Origin of the sequence: Psychroserpens algicola (assembly GCF_014526325.1) — a bacterium.
GTDB lineage: Bacteria > Bacteroidota > Bacteroidia > Flavobacteriales > Flavobacteriaceae > Psychroserpens > Psychroserpens algicola.
The window spans coordinates 841696-858368 of the sequence record NZ_JACNMJ010000001.1 but is presented as its reverse complement, the minus strand read 5'-3'; the positions used below and the strand labels follow the sequence as shown (position 1 = coordinate 858368).

Genomic DNA, 16673 nt, shown 5'->3' with positions numbered 1-16673 from the left:
CCAATGAACCCGAAGCTAATACTCCTAACTTTTGGATTTTTGTTATGTACATTTTTATGTTTTAGTCAGGATTCTATACCAAAGGTCACTAAAACTGAAAGGCTAACAGAAACCGATTTTGTTGAAGGCCAAACTTATGTAGTTGATACCATCATTGATGGTAAAACGTATTTTAAAGCGCACCTCAACATTAAACCTAAACCTGATTCTACAGCTGTAAACACACTAGTTGATCATAAACTCGCCAGTGAAATTGATAAAAAATGGCTCGAAGAACTGTACAGTAATAATTTATTTGATACGATTTATCAATCTGTTTCAGAGCTAAAATACGAGCCTGTAGATTATCCTGAGTTGTCTACAGACACCTTAAAAGCAAGGTTAAAGCGGCTTAATGCCAGAACTCCATTTAATATTGAATACAACACTTCATTAGAAAGTGTTATCAAATCTTACTTAAAGCATCGTCGAAATTCAATGTCTCGTTTAATGTCTTTAAGTCATTATTATTTCCCGCTGTTTGAAGAATCACTTGACAATTATGACATTCCTTTAGAGGTAAAATACTTAGCCATTGTTGAGTCTGCACTTAAACCCAGGGCTCGATCTAGAGTTGGTGCAACGGGTTTATGGCAATTTATGTTTGGAACAGGTAAGGAGTATGGACTCAATGTAAGCAGTTATGTTGATGAGCGTAGTGATCCTATAAAATCTACTGAGGCAGCCAGTAAATATTTAGCAAGATTATATAAAATTTTTGGAGACTGGGATTTAGCCTTGGCAGCATATAATTCTGGACCAGGAAATGTTACTAAAGCGATTCGTCGTTCTGGTGGCTATGAAAATTATTGGAATATCAGAAAGCATCTTCCTCGTGAAACAGCAGGATATCTTCCAGCATTTTTAGCCACGATGTATATTTTTGAATTTGCCGAAGAACACGGTTTTAAAGTTGAAAGACCCAATTACCATTATGTCGAAACCGATACGATTCATGTCAAAAAAATGATCACACTAGATCAGGTTTCAGAATTGGTTGATGTTCCAATTGAGCAACTTCAGTTTTTAAACCCATCGTATAAATTAGACATCATTCCTTATATCAAAGGCGAAAATTATACACTAAGATTACCAAGAGAAGCGGTTGGTAAATTTGTAACTAATGAAAACCAGATTTATGCTATCGTTGATGAAGAGTTGAATAAACGCGAAAAGCCGTTACCTCAGTTTTTTGATTCGGATAGCAAAGTAAGGTATCGTGTTAAATCTGGTGATTATCTAGGAAAAATAGCCAGAAAATATGGTGTTAGAGTTAGTCAGATCAAACAATGGAACGGACTTAGGAGTAATAATTTAAAAATTGGTCAGCGCTTAACTATTTATCCAAGAAAGCCAGCAACTACAGGAACAACAGCGTCTGTAAAGGCCGCTAAAAAAGTAATTAATACCGAAGGAAAATCAACCTATAGAGTACAAAAAGGAGATTCGTTGTGGAGCATATCTCAAAAATTTCCTGGAGTTTCAGTTCAGAATATTAAAGATTGGAACGATATTAGCAGTAATAAACTAAAAATTGGAATGACCTTAGTTGTTTCAAAGTAAGCGAATCAAATTCTAAAAAAATGATAAAGAACTCATTAACTCTTCTGCTAATTATTACACTATTTTTTTCTTGCAACGATAAAAAAGAACAACGCTATGTTTCAGCATCCTCCGGAAATATAAATAGTATTGTTGTTGTTGCCGATAATCTACTTTGGGAGAATAAGGTTGGAGATGTTGTAAGAGATGTTCTTGCAGCTCCTGTTGAAGGCTTATCAAACGAAGAAGCACAGTTTACAATGAGTCAAATGCCTCCTGCTGTCTTCACAGGGTTTGCTAAAAAAAACAGAACAGTTTTAAAGATTGAAAAAGGCAAAGAAGCTGCTACAAAAATAGCGACAGATGCTTATGCAAGACCGCAAACTATGGTTGTAATTTCTGGTCAGACAAATGCAGAAATTATAGATCAAATTAACGCTAATGCCGAAAAGATTATTGATGCTTTCAAAAAAACTGAAGTTACCGAAAGACAAAGACGTACAAGTAAATCACTATTTGATGACTCAAAGTTAAAAGAAGCTTTAGGTGTTTCACTTCAATTTCCTTCGGCCTATAGAATCGCTAAAGCTGAAGACGATTTTTTCTGGATTCGTAGAGATATTGAAACTGGAAATGTAGACCTTATGGTATATGAGGTTCCATTTTCGGCTATACGAAAAGGAGATAGTGCAGTTGTTGATGTTGTAAGAGTAAGAGATTCTGTTGGGAAAATTCACATCGAAGGCGCTTTAGAAGGCACTTATATGTCTACCGAACCCGCTTTTACTCCCTTTATTAATGAAGTGATTGTTGATAATAAAGCGAGTTATGAAACCAGAGGACTTTGGGATTTGAAAAACGCTTACATGTCTGGGCCATTCATAAACTATGCTATCGAAGACAAAGTGAATAACCGATATGTTATCGTTGAAGGTTATGTTTTTGCTCCGTCTATAGCCAAACGAGATTATATCTTTGAACTAGAGTCCATCATAAAATCTATAGCAATACAATAAAAAAAAGAGACGTGATTATCACGTCTCTTTTTTTTATTGAATAGTATCTAAAACTATTCTTTATCGTTTGTGGTTTTTGAAGTATCCTCTTCTTTACTGGCATCTTTAAATTCTTTAATACCACTACCAAGACCTCTCATTAGTTCGGGGATTTTTTTACCTCCAAACAATAATAAGACGACAACTACGATTAAAGCAATTTGCCATGCTCCAAAAGCTAAAAATATGCCTGATGCTATCATAACGTTTAAATTTGAATTGCAAAGTTAATAATTAAACTTCAAAATAAGCGTTTAATCACAAACTTTAAGAGTAGCGCTTAAAACTTGGGCTTATTTTATTTAATTTTGTATTCCTATGGCAACAAAAGATAAAGACAAAAAATTCTCTAAAAAACTACTTCACAAATACCGTTTGGTTGTTTTAAACGAAGATACTTTTGAGGAACGATTTGCAATAAAATTAACACGTCTTAATGTTTTTGTGATTCTATCTTTAGGAACAATTATATTGATTGCAGGTACCATTTTTTTAATCGCATTTACATCGCTTAAAGAATATATTCCTGGATATTCGTCTACGGCTTTAAAAAAACAAGCTACAGTATTAAATTATAAAACCGACTCATTACAGCAGGTTATCAACCTTAACGAGCAGTATTATGCTTCGATTAAAAAAGTATTAACTGGCGATGTGAGTACCGTAGATTTTAACCGAGATTCTATTATTGACGCATCAAGTATTGATGCGAGTAACTTAGATTTAAAACCGACTAAAGAAGATTCTCTTTTAAGGGATTTAGTTGATAAAGAAGACAAGTATAATGTATTTGAATCTACGATTTCATCATCTAACTTTGTGTTGTTTCCTCCAGTAAACGGGACCATTTCAGAAGGTTACAATATTAAAGATAGACATTATGCTGTAGATGTTGTTGTTGCAAAAGATACTCCTGTTAAAGCTACAGCTGATGGCACAGTTATTTTTGCAGAGTGGACAGCAGAAACAGGTTATGTCGTTATTATCGAGCATAGTTATGAGCTCATTTCCGTATATAAGCACAACGCGTCATTAACCAAACAACAAGGTGATTTAGTAAAATCAGGTGAGGTTATAGCAATGACAGGGAATACTGGAGAGTTGACAACAGGACCGCATTTACATTTTGAATTATGGAACAGAGGTTACCCTGTAAATCCAACAAATTTTATAGACTTTAATTAATGTTAGCTCTCAAACCACTACTAGCAAAGCTCTTTGCAAAACGTGTAAAAACATCTGTTCTCAAATGGTCAAATAAACCCGTTGAAACGCAAAATAAAGTATTTCTAAAATTAATCGAAGAAGCGTCTCATACAGAATTTGGTAAAGACCATGATTTTAAATCTATAAAGACGCATCAAGATTTTATTGACAGAGTGCCAATTCGAGATTATGAAGCACTTAAACCTTATGTAGATAGAGTGGTTGCTGGTGAAGAAAATATACTTTGGAAAGGAAAGCCTTTATATTTTGCTAAGACTTCTGGAACAACTTCTGGAGCAAAATACATTCCTTTAACCAAAGAAAGTATGCCGACACATGTTGAGGCAGCTCGAAATGCAATTTTGATGTACATCGCCGAAACAGGTAATAGCGCATTTGTTGATGGGAAAATGATATTTTTACAAGGAAGTCCAATTTTAGAAGATAAAAACGGAGTACAGTTAGGTCGCTTATCAGGAATTGTAGCACACTATGTCCCTAAATATCTTCAAAAAAACCGAATGCCGTCATGGGAAACCAATTGTATTGACGATTGGGAAACCAAAGTTGAGGCTATTGTTGAGGAAACATTACCAGAAGATATGACTGTGATTTCTGGAATCCCATCTTGGGTACAAATGTATTTTGAAAAAATACAAAGTAAAACAGGGCAGAAGGTAGGTGATGTGTTTAAAAACTTTAACCTGTTTATTTTTGGAGGTGTTAATTACGAGCCTTACCGTTCTAAATTTGAAAACCTTATCGGTCGAAAAGTTGACAGTATAGAGCTTTATCCTGCCAGCGAAGGGTTTTTTGCTTATCAGGATAAACAAGACGAAAAAGGAATGCTATTGCAGTTAAATTCAGGAATGTTTTATGAATTTATAGAAGCCGATACGTTTTTTGATAAAAACCCTAAGCGTATTACAATTGAACACGTTAAACTTGGAGTGAATTATGTCATGATTGTCTCAACCAATGCAGGTCTTTGGGCCTATAATATTGGAGATACCGTTGAGTTTACATCTATCAAGCCCTACAGAGTAATTGTTTCTGGGCGTATCAAACATTTTATTTCTGCCTTTGGTGAGCATGTTATTGGAAAAGAAGTCGAATATGCACTTCGGGATGCAACAGCATCAACTCAAATTAGTGTGTCTGAGTTTACCGTAGCGCCACAAATTAATCCAGAGTCTGGACTTCCCTTTCACGAATGGTTTATTGAATTTGAAGATGAACCCGACAATATATCAGCTTTAGCACAACGTATTGACGCCTCTATGCAACAACAAAACAGCTATTATTATGATTTAATTATTGGCAAGGTTCTACAACCAATTCAAATTACAGTTGTGAAGAAAAATGGCTTTCAGGACTATATGAAATCCATCGGTAAATTAGGCGGTCAAAATAAGATTCCGAGACTATCTAACGATAGAAAAATCGCTGATGCGTTATACACTCAGAAATTAACGAAATAATACTATATTTGTTCGCAAACCTTATGCGAATGAATAAAAAGAAAATTCACGAAAGAACAAGGGCTCAAGAAAGTTCAAATGCCATTGAAAGAATGTACATTACAATGCGTCATTTGTTCAATCGTGGTTTTTATAAACCGATGGGTGTTTCTGGTGAAACACTAAGAGAATCCTTACTATTATTAAGACCAGAAATTTATGGCTCTATTTCAGAAGAAAAGGCAGAGCTAGAAGGGTTACTATATGTTATAGATAGACTTCCAGAAGGAATTGAAGAGTGTTCATTTATTAATTTAACAAGTGATGAAGGCTATGGAAATTCACATTTCAAACCAATCATACCTCCAAAACGACGTCGTAACTGCTACCGTATTGATGATGAGCAAATGAACATCGAAATCACAAGGGGTCGCTCTGAAATTTATGACATATTAACGCATCTTACCTTTCTCTTTGTAGAATCTCATAAAATAAGTAAGCGTGTTTTAATTGATGATAAAGGAACAACCACAAGAGATTGGATTAAGCTAGAAAAAGCGGTACTCTCTAAAAAGAAACTCACGCAACAAGAGCGCGAAATTGCGATTACACATACCGCAAATATTTTAGGAAGAACCTTTGAAGAACTTACCAATGCGCATGCGTTGTTTACCACCAAAACCAAACCCGAACGCTTACTTCATATTGTGTATTGGTTAGGAAAACTAGCTATAGAAGAGGTTATAAATAATAATAAACGTACAGTGACATTTAGTCCTGTATTAAGAGAGCGATTAGGACACCATATTCATGGTGAAATTTGGGCAGATAATATAAAAGCCGTGTTGAATGACAACAACCTTTTAAAACGCCCAATACACGTAATTAGCGCCAATATGCATAGCGTTATGAATTCTATATTTGCTCCAATCGCGTTAAAGACGATGACCTCAAAAAAAGACATTTTTGAAGTATACGAAGCGATAAGCCAGAAAGAAAACAAAGCATTACGCAATAAAATCACTCAAGTAGCGTTGCAGAGAGGGATGACTTATATTAAGGACACATCAGGAACCAATATTGATGTTCAAATTTTTGATACAGAGAAAATAGATTTTTCTTTAACAGATATTGAAGTAGGTGATGGTTTCGATAAAGCAGAAAAGCCAGTCATATTTGTTATGGATTATGCTTTTGGAGAACAGGCTTATGAAACAATCGATGAGCTTCTCAAGCCCATAAAAGTTGATGGTGAGAAAGTACATCTCAATGTAGAATCTGTTTCAATTATGGGTAAAGCTGGAATTTTGGAAGGTGGCAAAGGCGACATTATGATTCCTTCTGCTCATATTTTTGAAGGAACAGCAGATAATTATCCGTTCGAAAACGAATTATGCAAAGCCGATTTAAATAATCAAGGAGTAGATGTGTATGAAGGTTCTATGATTACTGTTTTAGGCACATCCTTACAAAACAAGGAAATATTGAAATTCTTCTACAATTCGACATGGAATGTGATAGGATTAGAAATGGAAGGAGCACACTATCAAAAAGCAATTCAAGCAGCTTCTAAAGTTAGAGGTAGTATAAATCCCGATGTTAAAGTAAGATATGCCTATTATGCAAGTGATAATCCGTTAGAAACAGGAAGCACATTAGCCTCAGGAGGTTTAGGAACATCAGGTGTAAAACCAACATACTTAATAACCAGAAAAATATTACAACAAATATTTAATAACTAATATAACGACATGAGTGAAAATTTACCTAATAACAACCCAAATGAAGAAGTAGATTTAGGGGTTTTGTTTAATGCAATTGGAAGGTTTTTTGATAAAATATTTGGTTTTATATCTTGTATTTTCAAAGGCATTTTTTCGTATATAATATATTTATTAAAAGCCGTTATAGACAATTTTAAACTCATTGCTATTGTGCTTTTAGGAAGTTTGTTAATTGGGTTTGGTATAGAGAAAATGAAAGAACCGCTTTATTACTCAGAGATGTTAATAAAGCCTTATTTCGAATCAAAATACCAATTAGTTAGTAATATTGACTATTATAACTCTTTATTAGAAAGTGAAAACCTTGGAGAACTTTCTACCATTTTTGAAATTTCTGAAGACGAAGCCAGGACATTAAAAGGATTTGAAATTGAAATAGGTCCAGAAACTGAAAATGATCTGGTTGTTCAATATGATAGCTACATCAAATCTATAGATAGTGTCAGAGCGCAAGATGTTAGTTTTGAAGATTTTGTCGATAATAGGGATTTATACTCTAGTGATTTATTTAGTGTAAAAGTTGAAGCTAGCAAAAGAGATGTTTTTAAAAAGCTATCCAATGGATTTGATACCGAGTTTAGTAAAAATAAATATTCTCAAAAACGAATGCGAATACGAGATTCTACACTGGTAGTGAAAAAGGAGACCTATTTAAGAAATCTAAGAAAAATAGACTCTCTTCAGGCATTATATATCAAAATACTAAATAAAGAATCTGAAAAAGGTGCAGTTACAATCGGTATGGAAGGTTTCATGCCTTTAACTCAAGAACGAATACCTACACGAGAATTTGATTTATTTCAAAGTGAACTTCGTTTGAGAGACTCCATTCGAGTTTTAGATCAGCTTAAAATTGAAGAAAGCGTGTATTATGATGTGCTTTCCGATTTTTCTGAAATAGGACTAAGATCAAATGATTTGTCTAAACGCTATTCTTTGATTTTACCTGCTTTAGCATTGGTATTTATGATGCTTATCTTTATAGCTATTAATGCTATACGTTTTGTTAAAAACTATGAAAAATAAAAACATCTTAATTACTGGAGGAGCTGGTTTTATAGGTTCTCATGTTGTAAGATTATTTGTCAATTCATATCCTGAATATAAAATAGTTAACCTTGATGCCTTAACTTATGCAGGCAACCTGGAAAACCTCTCTGATGTTGAATCAGCCTCTAATTATACGTTTATTAAAGGCGATATAACAGATGAAATATTTATTAATAAACTTTTCCAAACATATAAGTTTGATAGCGTTATTCATCTGGCTGCAGAATCTCATGTCGACAGATCTATAAGTGATCCATTGGTTTTTGTTAAAACAAATGTGATTGGTACAATTGTGTTATTAAACGCTTTTAAAGCATGTTGGAAACACGATTTCGAAGGAAAGTTATTTTACCATATAAGCACCGATGAGGTTTATGGTACACTTGGACACGAGGGTTTGTTTTCCGAAACAACTGCTTACGATCCAAACTCGCCTTATGCGGCCTCCAAAGCAAGTTCAGATCATTTTGTCAGAGCTTATGGCGAAACCTATAAGATTCCTTATGTTATCTCGAATTGCTCAAATAATTATGGTGAAAATCAATTTCCTGAAAAGTTAATTCCACTATTTATAAATAATAGTATTCAAAATAAACCATTACCGCTTTATGGCGATGGTAATTATACCAGAGACTGGTTATATGTTAAAGATCATGCTAGAGCAATTGATGCCGTTTTTCATAAAGGCCAGACAGGTGAAACCTATAATATAGGCGGTTTTAATGAATGGAAAAACATTAACTTAGTCAAGCACTTGTGTCAACAAATGGATGAGGTATTAGGAAGAGAAAAGGGACACTCTGAAAGCTTGATAACCTTTGTCAAAGACCGTCCAGGTCATGATTTGAGATACGCAATTGATGCCACCAAAATCAAAAATGAGTTACAATGGCAACCATCTGTTACTTTTGAGGAAGGACTTAAAATAACAATAGATTGGTATTTGAATAATAAAAACTGGCTTGATAATGTGACTAGTGGCGCGTATCAATCGTATTATGATAAGCAATACAGCTGAGTTTAAAAACAATAGTATTGTTGTTATACTCTAAAACTATAATTTTATGAAAGGAATAATATTAGCAGGAGGCACCGGTTCTAGGCTGCACCCAATAACATTAGCCGTAAGTAAGCAGCTTATGCCTATTTATGATAAGCCAATGATATATTATCCTTTATCAACTTTAATGAGTTCAGGAATTAAAGACATTCTTATCATTTCAACACCTAACGATTTACCCTTATTTCAAAAGTTATTAGGTGACGGTAAAAATTTTGGATGCAATTTTCAGTATGCTGTTCAAGACGAACCTAAGGGTTTAGCAGAAGCTTTTATTATTGGAGCAGATTTTATCGGAAATGATAAAGTTGCACTCATATTAGGCGATAATATTTTCTACGGAACTGGGCTTGAAGAATTATTACAAGCCAATAATGACCCTGAAGGTGGTATCATTTATGCCTACCATGTTCATGATCCAGAACGTTACGGTGTGGTCGAATTTGATTCTAATGGTAATGCTATTTCTATAGAAGAAAAACCCAAAAAACCAAAATCAAATTTTGCCGTACCAGGTATTTATTTTTATGATAATTCGGTAATAGACATTGCTAAAAGCATAACACCTAGTCATCGAGGTGAATTAGAAATAACCGATATTAATAAAGCCTATTTACGACGAAAACAGTTAAAAGTAAGTGTATTAGATAAAGGGACAGCGTGGTTAGATACAGGTACATTTAACTCATTAATGCAGGCGTCTCAATTTGTTCAGGTGATAGAAGAGCGACAGGGTTTAAAAATTGGAGCTATTGAAGAGACTGCTTATAAAATGGGTTATATTAATAAAGAAGAATTTAATGCTTTAATACAACCCCTTATCAAAAGTGGTTATGGTAAACATTTATTGAATATTTTAGAGCGCTAAGCATGAAGAGAACCAATACGTTTATCAAAGATTGTTTTATTATTGAACCCAGAGTTTTTAAGGATGAACGTGGCTATTTTTTTGAATCGTTTAATCAAAATCAGTTTAATGACATAGCAGACCAGAACATCAGCTTTGTTCAAGATAACGAATCGTCGTCCCGCAAAAATGTTATAAGAGGATTACATTTTCAGGAAGGTATCCATGCACAGGCAAAATTAGTGCGAGTTGTTAAAGGAAGCATACGCGATATTGTGGTCGATTTAAGAGAACATTCCACAACATTTAAGCAGTATTTGAGTATAGAATTATCTGAAACAAACGCAAAACAATTATTCGTTCCTAGAGGTTTTGCTCATGGTTTTATAGCATTAGAACCTCATACAGTTATCAACTATAAGTGTGATAATTTTTATCACAAAGACTCCGAAAGAGGTATCATTTACAATGACAAAGACTTAAATATCGACTGGGGAATTTCAGATGAAGACATCATTCTTTCAGATAAAGACAAAGCATTACCAACATTATCTACGTATTTGAATGAGAAGTAAAGTTTTAGTCACTGGAGCTAACGGTCAACTAGGTAAGACTCTCAGGGAAATTTCTGGTAGGTTTGCAGAAGCAATAGAGTTTACCTTTTTAGAAAAGTCTCAACTGGATATCACAAATCAAGAAGAGATTCAGCGTTATTTTAAAGACAACATAATTGATTTTTGTGTGAACTGTGCAGCGTATACTAATGTCGATTTAGCTGAAACCGAAACTGACAAGGCCATGATGGTCAACGCGCATGCCGTAGCCTATTTGTCAAAAGCCTGTAAAGCTCATAATACCGTATTGATTCATATGTCTACCGACTATGTTTTTGACGGAAACAGTACAACACCTTATAAAGAAAATGACCCAACTCATCCAATTAATAGTTACGGAAAATCTAAACGCTTAGGCGAAGAACATATCCAATCTAATCTTTCCAACTATTTTATAATCAGAACCTCTTGGTTGTATTCGAAGTTTAATAAAAACTTCATAAAAACAGTTTACAGTAAATTAAAGTCAGGGCATCAATTGCGTATCATCACAACTCAAAAGGGGACTCCAACAAGCTGTGTTGATTTATCCAATTTCATAATGTTCTTAATAACCAACAGGGTAAAAGCGTACGGGATATATCACTTTTCAGCTATAGGAGAAACAACCTGGTTCGATGTTGGGTTGTATATAGCACAGTATTTTAAAAGAAGTTCGGCAGTAATTCCCACTCCAATTTTCGAATCAAAAGCTAGTCGACCGATATACAGCGTTTTAAGTAATGACAAGGTTATTTCATTAACAAAACAAGAGCCTAATAGGTGGCAAGATAGCGTTGATGATGTTCTTAAAAGCTTAACTTATGATTAAGGTTTTTATTTGAGATGAAAAATACCAACAAAAATCATACATTTGCAGATTATTAAACAGGTTAAGGAATAGATTATTTTAAAGTTTTAAACAGAAAAAATGCAGAAAAAAGTAGCATTAATTACAGGAGTTACAGGTCAAGATGGAGCCTACTTAAGTGAATTCTTATTAAAGAAAGGGTATATTGTTCACGGAGTTAAAAGAAGATCGTCTTTATTTAATACAGACAGAATAGATCATCTATATCAGGATCCTCATGAAGAAAACCAAAACTTTTTCTTACACTATGGCGACTTAACAGACAGCACAAATCTTATTAGAATTATTAGAGATGTAAAGCCTGATGAGATTTATAATCTTGCAGCGATGAGTCATGTGCATGTATCTTTTGAAACACCAGAATATACTGCCAATGCTGATGGTGTAGGAACATTAAGACTTTTGGAAGCAATTAGAATTTTAGGTTTAGAAAAATCGACCAGAATATATCAAGCATCTACATCTGAATTGTACGGTAAAGTTCAAGAAGTACCGCAAACAGAAACAACGCCATTTTATCCAAGAAGCCCTTATGCAGTAGCCAAAATGTATGCCTACTGGATTACGGTTAATTACAGAGAAGCTTACGGAATGTATGCATGTAATGGGATATTATTTAACCACGAATCACCTATAAGAGGTGAAACTTTTGTAACCCGTAAAATTACCAGAGCAACGTCTAAAATAGCCTTAGGACTTCAGGATAAAATCTATTTAGGAAACTTAGATGCTCAAAGAGATTGGGGACATGCTAAGGACTATATTAGAATGATGTGGATGATTCTTCAGGCAGATACCGCAGAAGATTGGGTTATTGCAACCGGAAAAACTACTAAAGTTCGTGATTTTGTTAGAATGTGTTTTGAGCATGTTGGTATTGAACTTGAATTTAAAGGCGAAGGTTCAAATGAAAAAGGATATATAAAATCGTGTAGCAATCCAGATTATCAAATTGAAATTGGTAAAGAAGTTGTTGCTGTTGACGAAAAATACTTTAGACCAACAGAAGTAGATTTACTGATTGGAGATGCTACCAAAGCAAAAGAAAAGCTTGGTTGGGTTCCTAAATATGATTTACCAGCACTGGTAGAAGATATGATGTCTAGTGATTTAAAACTAATGCAAAAGCAGCAATATCTTAAAGATGGTGGTTATAGAATCAAAAATTACTTTGAATAATGACCTTTAAAAAGCTTCCATGAGTATTAATAAGTAATCAAGTTTAATGCAAACCTGATAGTGAATTAGGTTTGGTTGGTGAAACAAGAAATTCATCCAATAATTTGAAAATTAATATTATTGAAGGCAAGTTAGAATCTAATCAAGTATTAATTTCTAAATCCTATATTTCAGATACTAATGAATAAAAACTCAAAAATATATATCGCAGGTCATAGAGGTCTCGTTGGAAGTGCATTGTTAGAAAACCTTCAGCAAAAAGGATATACAAACATTGTAACCAGAACACATAAAGAATTAGATCTTACCAATCAATCTAAAGTTGCTGAGTTTTTTAAATCTGAAGAACCAGAGTATGTATTTTTAGCGGCAGCTAAAGTAGGCGGAATTGTAGCTAACAATGTCTACAGAGCCGATTTCATCTATGCTAACATGATGATTCAAAACAACGTAATTCATCAAAGTTACAAGCATAATGTGAAAAAATTATTATTTCTTGGCAGCACGTGTATTTATCCAAAAAATGCACCGCAACCTATGAAAGAAGATTATCTTCTTACAGATACGTTAGAGTATACAAATGAACCTTACGCAATTGCAAAAATTGCAGGAATTAAAATGTGTGAGAGTTATAATTTGCAATATGGGACTAATTTTATCTCTGTAATGCCTACGAACCTTTATGGTCCGAATGATAATTTTGATTTAGAAAAATCGCATGTACTTCCTGCGCTCATTAGAAAAATTCATTTAGCAAAACTGTTACATGAAAATCAATATGATGAGGTCTTATCAGACACAGGGTTTTCTAGTATAGAAGAGGCAAAAACATATTTATCGTCATTTGGCGTATCAGATTCAGGAGTTGAAATCTGGGGTTCTGGAAAACCTAGACGAGAATTCTTATGGTCTAAAGACATGGCAGATGCCTGTGTATTCATTATGGAAAACAGAGATTTTAAAGATACGTTTTCCGAAGGTAGTAAAGAGATACGAAATACACATATCAATATTGGTACAGGTGAAGATATTTCGATTAAAGAACTGGCTGAAACCATTAAAACAATCATTGGGTTTGAAGGAGAATTGCACTACAATACCAATAAGCCAGATGGCACACTAAGAAAACTAACAGATGTGTCAAAACTCAAGGCATTAGGTTGGACATATAAAATGAATTTAGAGAACGGAATAAAAGAAATGTATGACTGGTATCGAAACAAATAAGAATTTAAAAACAGCTATAGAAGCATCTTTAAAAGCAGGAGAGGTGATCATGCAGGTGTATGACACGGCTTTTAATATTGAACTTAAAGATGATAAATCACCATTAACAGAGGCTGATAAAAAGGCTAACGATATTATTAATTCGTTTTTACAGCCCACTCCAATTCCTATTATTAGTGAAGAAAATAAACAAATAGACTATGCTGTAAGACAAGAATGGGAAACTTGCTGGATTGTAGATCCTGTTGATGGAACTAAAGAGTTTATCAAACGAAATGGAGAGTTTACTGTAAATATAGCATTAGTAAAAAATGGCGTTCCTCAATTAGGTGTTATTTATGTGCCTGCAATTAAAACCTTGTATTATGCTGATGTCACAATAAACAAGACATTTAAAGCTGAGCTAGATACTCATAATGCGACATTTGAAGAGGTTGTAAAGCACTCGAAGCCACTTAGTCCGAAAGAAGGCACTACGATTGTTGAAGTTGTTGGGAGTCGATCTCATATGAGTCAGGAGACTTTAGATTTCGTCGAGCAATTAAAAGCGACTGGAAAAGAGGTGCAAATAGTTTCAAAAGGAAGCTCGCTTAAGTTTTGTCTTGTCGCTGAAGGAAATGCAGATATTTACCCTAGATTTGCACCAACCATGGAATGGGATACTGCTGCTGGTCAAGCCATTTGCAATGCTGTTGGAATTGATGTAATATCTAAAGAAACCAACAAACCACTGCTTTATAATAAAGAAAACCTATTAAATCCGTGGTTTATAGTGTCGAAGAACTAACCTGATATATGAATACATACAAACAAGAGTCCCATATCAGAAGTCTTCTTAAAGGCATCTCATGGAGAGTTGTAGCCACGACTGATACCATCTTAGTGGTTCTACTTATCACGTGCTTAACTGGCAATTGCAGTATTGAAAGTGCCATAAAGATTGGGTCTATTGAGTTTTTAATAAAGTTTTTTGTGTATTATGCTCACGAAAGGGTTTGGCAAAAAATTCTCTTCAATAAGTTAGTTACCAAAAAACAAACCTTACAAAAAACCATTTCCTGGCGTGTTATTGCAACGACAATGACTTTCATTATTTCAGGTTCTGTATTAGAATCTTTTGATCAAATTGCATTATATATTGCACTTACAGAATTATTTACGAAATTCGCACTTTATTATTTACATGAAAGATTATGGCTAAAATTACCTTTAGGTAGAATTAGACACTTTTTTTTCGGTAAAAAAAAATAATATGGCTAAACATATCATACCGCATAACTATCAGGTTTCAAAAAACGATAGACTAGAAGCTAATCATCATAATTCATTTTTAATCTGGTTCACAGGCCTTTCAGGTTCTGGTAAATCAACAATTGCAAACTTAGTTGAAAAGGCATTGTTTGATTTAAATATAAGCACCTATTCATTAGATGGTGACAACATAAGAAAAGGGATTAATAACGACCTTTCATTTGCTCCAGAAGACAGAACTGAAAACATAAGACGTATTGCCGAAGTATCTAATTTAATGATAGACGCAGGTTTAGTGGTTTTAGCAGCTTTTGTTTCACCCTATAAAAAAGATAGAGAGAACATTAGAACTATCGTTAAAGATGTTAACTTTGTCGAAGTTTATATCAATACCAGCATTGAAGAATGTGAACGAAGAGATGTAAAGGGACTGTACAAAAAGGCCAGAGCGGGAGAAATTAAAAATATGACCGGAATATCTGCGCCTTATGAAGCTCCAGAACATCCTGATATTGAAATTAAAACAGAAAATGAACCTATAGAAGATTCTGTAAAACGAATCGTTGATTTTATAACACCAAAATTACAACTCAAAAATGAGTAAGTACTATTTAAATTATTTAGACGAATTAGAGAGCGAAGCGATATTTATTTTACGTGAAGTCTGGGCACAGTTTGACAATCCGGTGATTTTATTCTCGGGAGGAAAAGATTCCATACTTGTAACGCATTTGGCTAAAAAAGCATTTTATCCTGCAAAAATACCATTTCCGCTAATGCATGTTGATACAGGACACAACTTTCCTGAAACGATAAAATTTAGAGATGATATTATTGCTGATTTAGGAGTTCAACTTATTGTAGGTTCTGTGCAAGAGTCCATAGATGAAGGACGCGTAGCTGAAGAAAAAGGAAAAAATGCAACTAGAAATGCTCTTCAAATTACCACACTTTTAGATGCTATCGAATCTAATAAAATTGATTGTGCTATTGGTGGAGGACGACGAGATGAAGAAAAGGCCAGAGCTAAAGAACGTTTTTTCTCACACAGAGACGATTTTGGACAATGGGATCCTAAAAACCAGAGACCAGAGCTTTGGAATATTTTTAACGGAAGACATTTTGAAGGTGAACATTTTAGAGCCTTTCCTATAAGTAACTGGACAGAAATGGATGTTTGGAACTATATCAAACGAGAAAACATAGCCATTCCTTCGTTATACTTTGCTCACGAACGTGAAGTGGTTTGGAGACAAGATAGCTGGATTCCTAATTCTGAATTTTTAGTATTAGAGGATCATGAAGAAATTGTAACAAAGAAAATTCGATTTAGAACACTTGGTGATATCACTATTACAGGAGGTATCGAGTCTGATGCAGATACATTAGAAAAAATTGCAGATGAAGTTTCTGGAATGCGTCAAACAGAACGTGGAAACAGAAGTGATGATAAGCGTTCAGAATCGGCAATGGAAGATAGAAAACGTCAAGGATATTTTTAAAAAAAGA

At 34.0% G+C, this 16673-nt stretch carries 17 protein-coding genes; 16 read left to right on the top strand and 1 reads right to left on the bottom strand.

The genetic code is table 11. The features are described from left to right. The first annotated feature begins 3 nt into the window (after window positions 1-3). Both H7350_RS03535 and H7350_RS03530 read left to right on the top strand, forming a co-directional pair. Window positions 4-1602 (top strand): LysM peptidoglycan-binding domain-containing protein, encoded by a 1599-nt coding sequence (locus H7350_RS03535; RefSeq protein ID WP_204344489.1) that lies wholly within the window; start codon window positions 4-6, stop codon window positions 1600-1602. Window positions 1603-1622: 20 nt separating this feature from the next. Continuing rightward, window positions 1623-2597: a DUF4837 family protein gene (locus H7350_RS03530; RefSeq protein WP_204344488.1), complete on the top strand. Its 975-nt coding sequence runs from the start codon at window positions 1623-1625 to the stop codon at window positions 2595-2597. Between the two features lie 53 nt (window positions 2598-2650). Here H7350_RS03530 and tatA read toward each other — a convergent pair whose 3' ends face one another. Next, window positions 2651-2839, bottom strand: a complete 189-nt coding sequence (tatA, locus tag H7350_RS03525; protein ID WP_204344487.1) for a twin-arginine translocase TatA/TatE family subunit — start codon at window positions 2837-2839, stop codon at window positions 2651-2653. Between the two features lie 115 nt (window positions 2840-2954). On the opposite strand from tatA, the gene H7350_RS03520 reads away from it, so the two are divergent. The 14 genes from H7350_RS03520 (at window position 2955) to cysD (ending at window position 16666) form a co-directional block, all read left to right on the top strand. Then, the gene (locus tag H7350_RS03520; RefSeq protein WP_204344486.1) at window positions 2955-3821 is read left to right on the top strand and encodes a M23 family metallopeptidase; all 867 of its coding nucleotides are present in this window, start codon (window positions 2955-2957) and stop codon (window positions 3819-3821) included. Then, window positions 3821-5323, top strand: coding sequence for a GH3 auxin-responsive promoter family protein (locus H7350_RS03515; RefSeq protein WP_204344485.1), 1503 nt, complete (start codon window positions 3821-3823; stop codon window positions 5321-5323). The genes H7350_RS03520 and H7350_RS03515 overlap by 1 nt, the downstream gene beginning before the upstream one ends. A gap of 29 nt (window positions 5324-5352) precedes the next feature. Further along, window positions 5353-7044 carry a DUF6909 family protein gene (locus H7350_RS03510; protein WP_204344484.1) on the top strand — a complete coding sequence of 564 codons (1692 nt, stop codon included), beginning with the start codon at window positions 5353-5355 and terminating at the stop codon, window positions 7042-7044. Window positions 7045-7053: 9 nt separating this feature from the next. Continuing rightward, the gene (locus tag H7350_RS03505) at window positions 7054-8112 is read left to right on the top strand and encodes a hypothetical protein (protein WP_204344483.1); all 1059 of its coding nucleotides are present in this window, start codon (window positions 7054-7056) and stop codon (window positions 8110-8112) included. Continuing rightward, window positions 8102-9154, top strand: coding sequence for a dTDP-glucose 4,6-dehydratase (gene rfbB / locus H7350_RS03500; protein WP_204344482.1), 1053 nt, complete (start codon window positions 8102-8104; stop codon window positions 9152-9154). The genes H7350_RS03505 and rfbB overlap by 11 nt, the downstream gene beginning before the upstream one ends. A 46-nt stretch (window positions 9155-9200) precedes the next feature. Beyond that, window positions 9201-10064, top strand: coding sequence for a glucose-1-phosphate thymidylyltransferase RfbA (rfbA, locus tag H7350_RS03495; protein ID WP_204344481.1), 864 nt, complete (start codon window positions 9201-9203; stop codon window positions 10062-10064). A 2-nt stretch (window positions 10065-10066) separates the two neighbouring features. Beyond that, entirely contained in the window at window positions 10067-10618 is a 552-nt protein-coding gene (rfbC, locus tag H7350_RS03490; protein ID WP_204344480.1) for a dTDP-4-dehydrorhamnose 3,5-epimerase, read from the top strand. After that, window positions 10608-11468 carry a dTDP-4-dehydrorhamnose reductase gene (gene rfbD / locus H7350_RS03485; RefSeq protein ID WP_204344479.1) on the top strand — a complete coding sequence of 287 codons (861 nt, stop codon included), beginning with the start codon at window positions 10608-10610 and terminating at the stop codon, window positions 11466-11468. Before rfbC ends, rfbD begins: the two co-directional genes overlap by 11 nt. Window positions 11469-11567: 99 nt before the next feature. Beyond that, complete coding sequence (gmd, locus tag H7350_RS03480) at window positions 11568-12686, top strand: GDP-mannose 4,6-dehydratase (protein ID WP_204344478.1); 1119 nt, start codon at window positions 11568-11570, stop codon at window positions 12684-12686. A 180-nt stretch (window positions 12687-12866) separates the two neighbouring features. Further along, window positions 12867-13913 carry a GDP-L-fucose synthase family protein gene (locus H7350_RS03475; RefSeq protein WP_204344477.1) on the top strand — a complete coding sequence of 349 codons (1047 nt, stop codon included), beginning with the start codon at window positions 12867-12869 and terminating at the stop codon, window positions 13911-13913. Next, entirely contained in the window at window positions 13891-14700 is an 810-nt protein-coding gene (gene cysQ / locus H7350_RS03470) for a 3'(2'),5'-bisphosphate nucleotidase CysQ (RefSeq protein ID WP_204344476.1), read from the top strand. The genes H7350_RS03475 and cysQ overlap by 23 nt, the downstream gene beginning before the upstream one ends. 8 nt (window positions 14701-14708) lie before the next feature. Continuing rightward, the gene (locus H7350_RS03465) at window positions 14709-15164 is read left to right on the top strand and encodes a DUF2061 domain-containing protein (RefSeq protein WP_204344475.1); all 456 of its coding nucleotides are present in this window, start codon (window positions 14709-14711) and stop codon (window positions 15162-15164) included. A 1-nt stretch (window position 15165) separates the two neighbouring features. Further along, window positions 15166-15768 carry an adenylyl-sulfate kinase gene (gene cysC, locus H7350_RS03460; RefSeq protein WP_204344474.1) on the top strand — a complete coding sequence of 201 codons (603 nt, stop codon included), beginning with the start codon at window positions 15166-15168 and terminating at the stop codon, window positions 15766-15768. After that, window positions 15761-16666: a sulfate adenylyltransferase subunit CysD gene (gene cysD / locus H7350_RS03455; protein WP_204344473.1), complete on the top strand. Its 906-nt coding sequence runs from the start codon at window positions 15761-15763 to the stop codon at window positions 16664-16666. Before cysC ends, cysD begins: the two co-directional genes overlap by 8 nt. Window positions 16667-16673 lie beyond the last annotated feature (7 nt).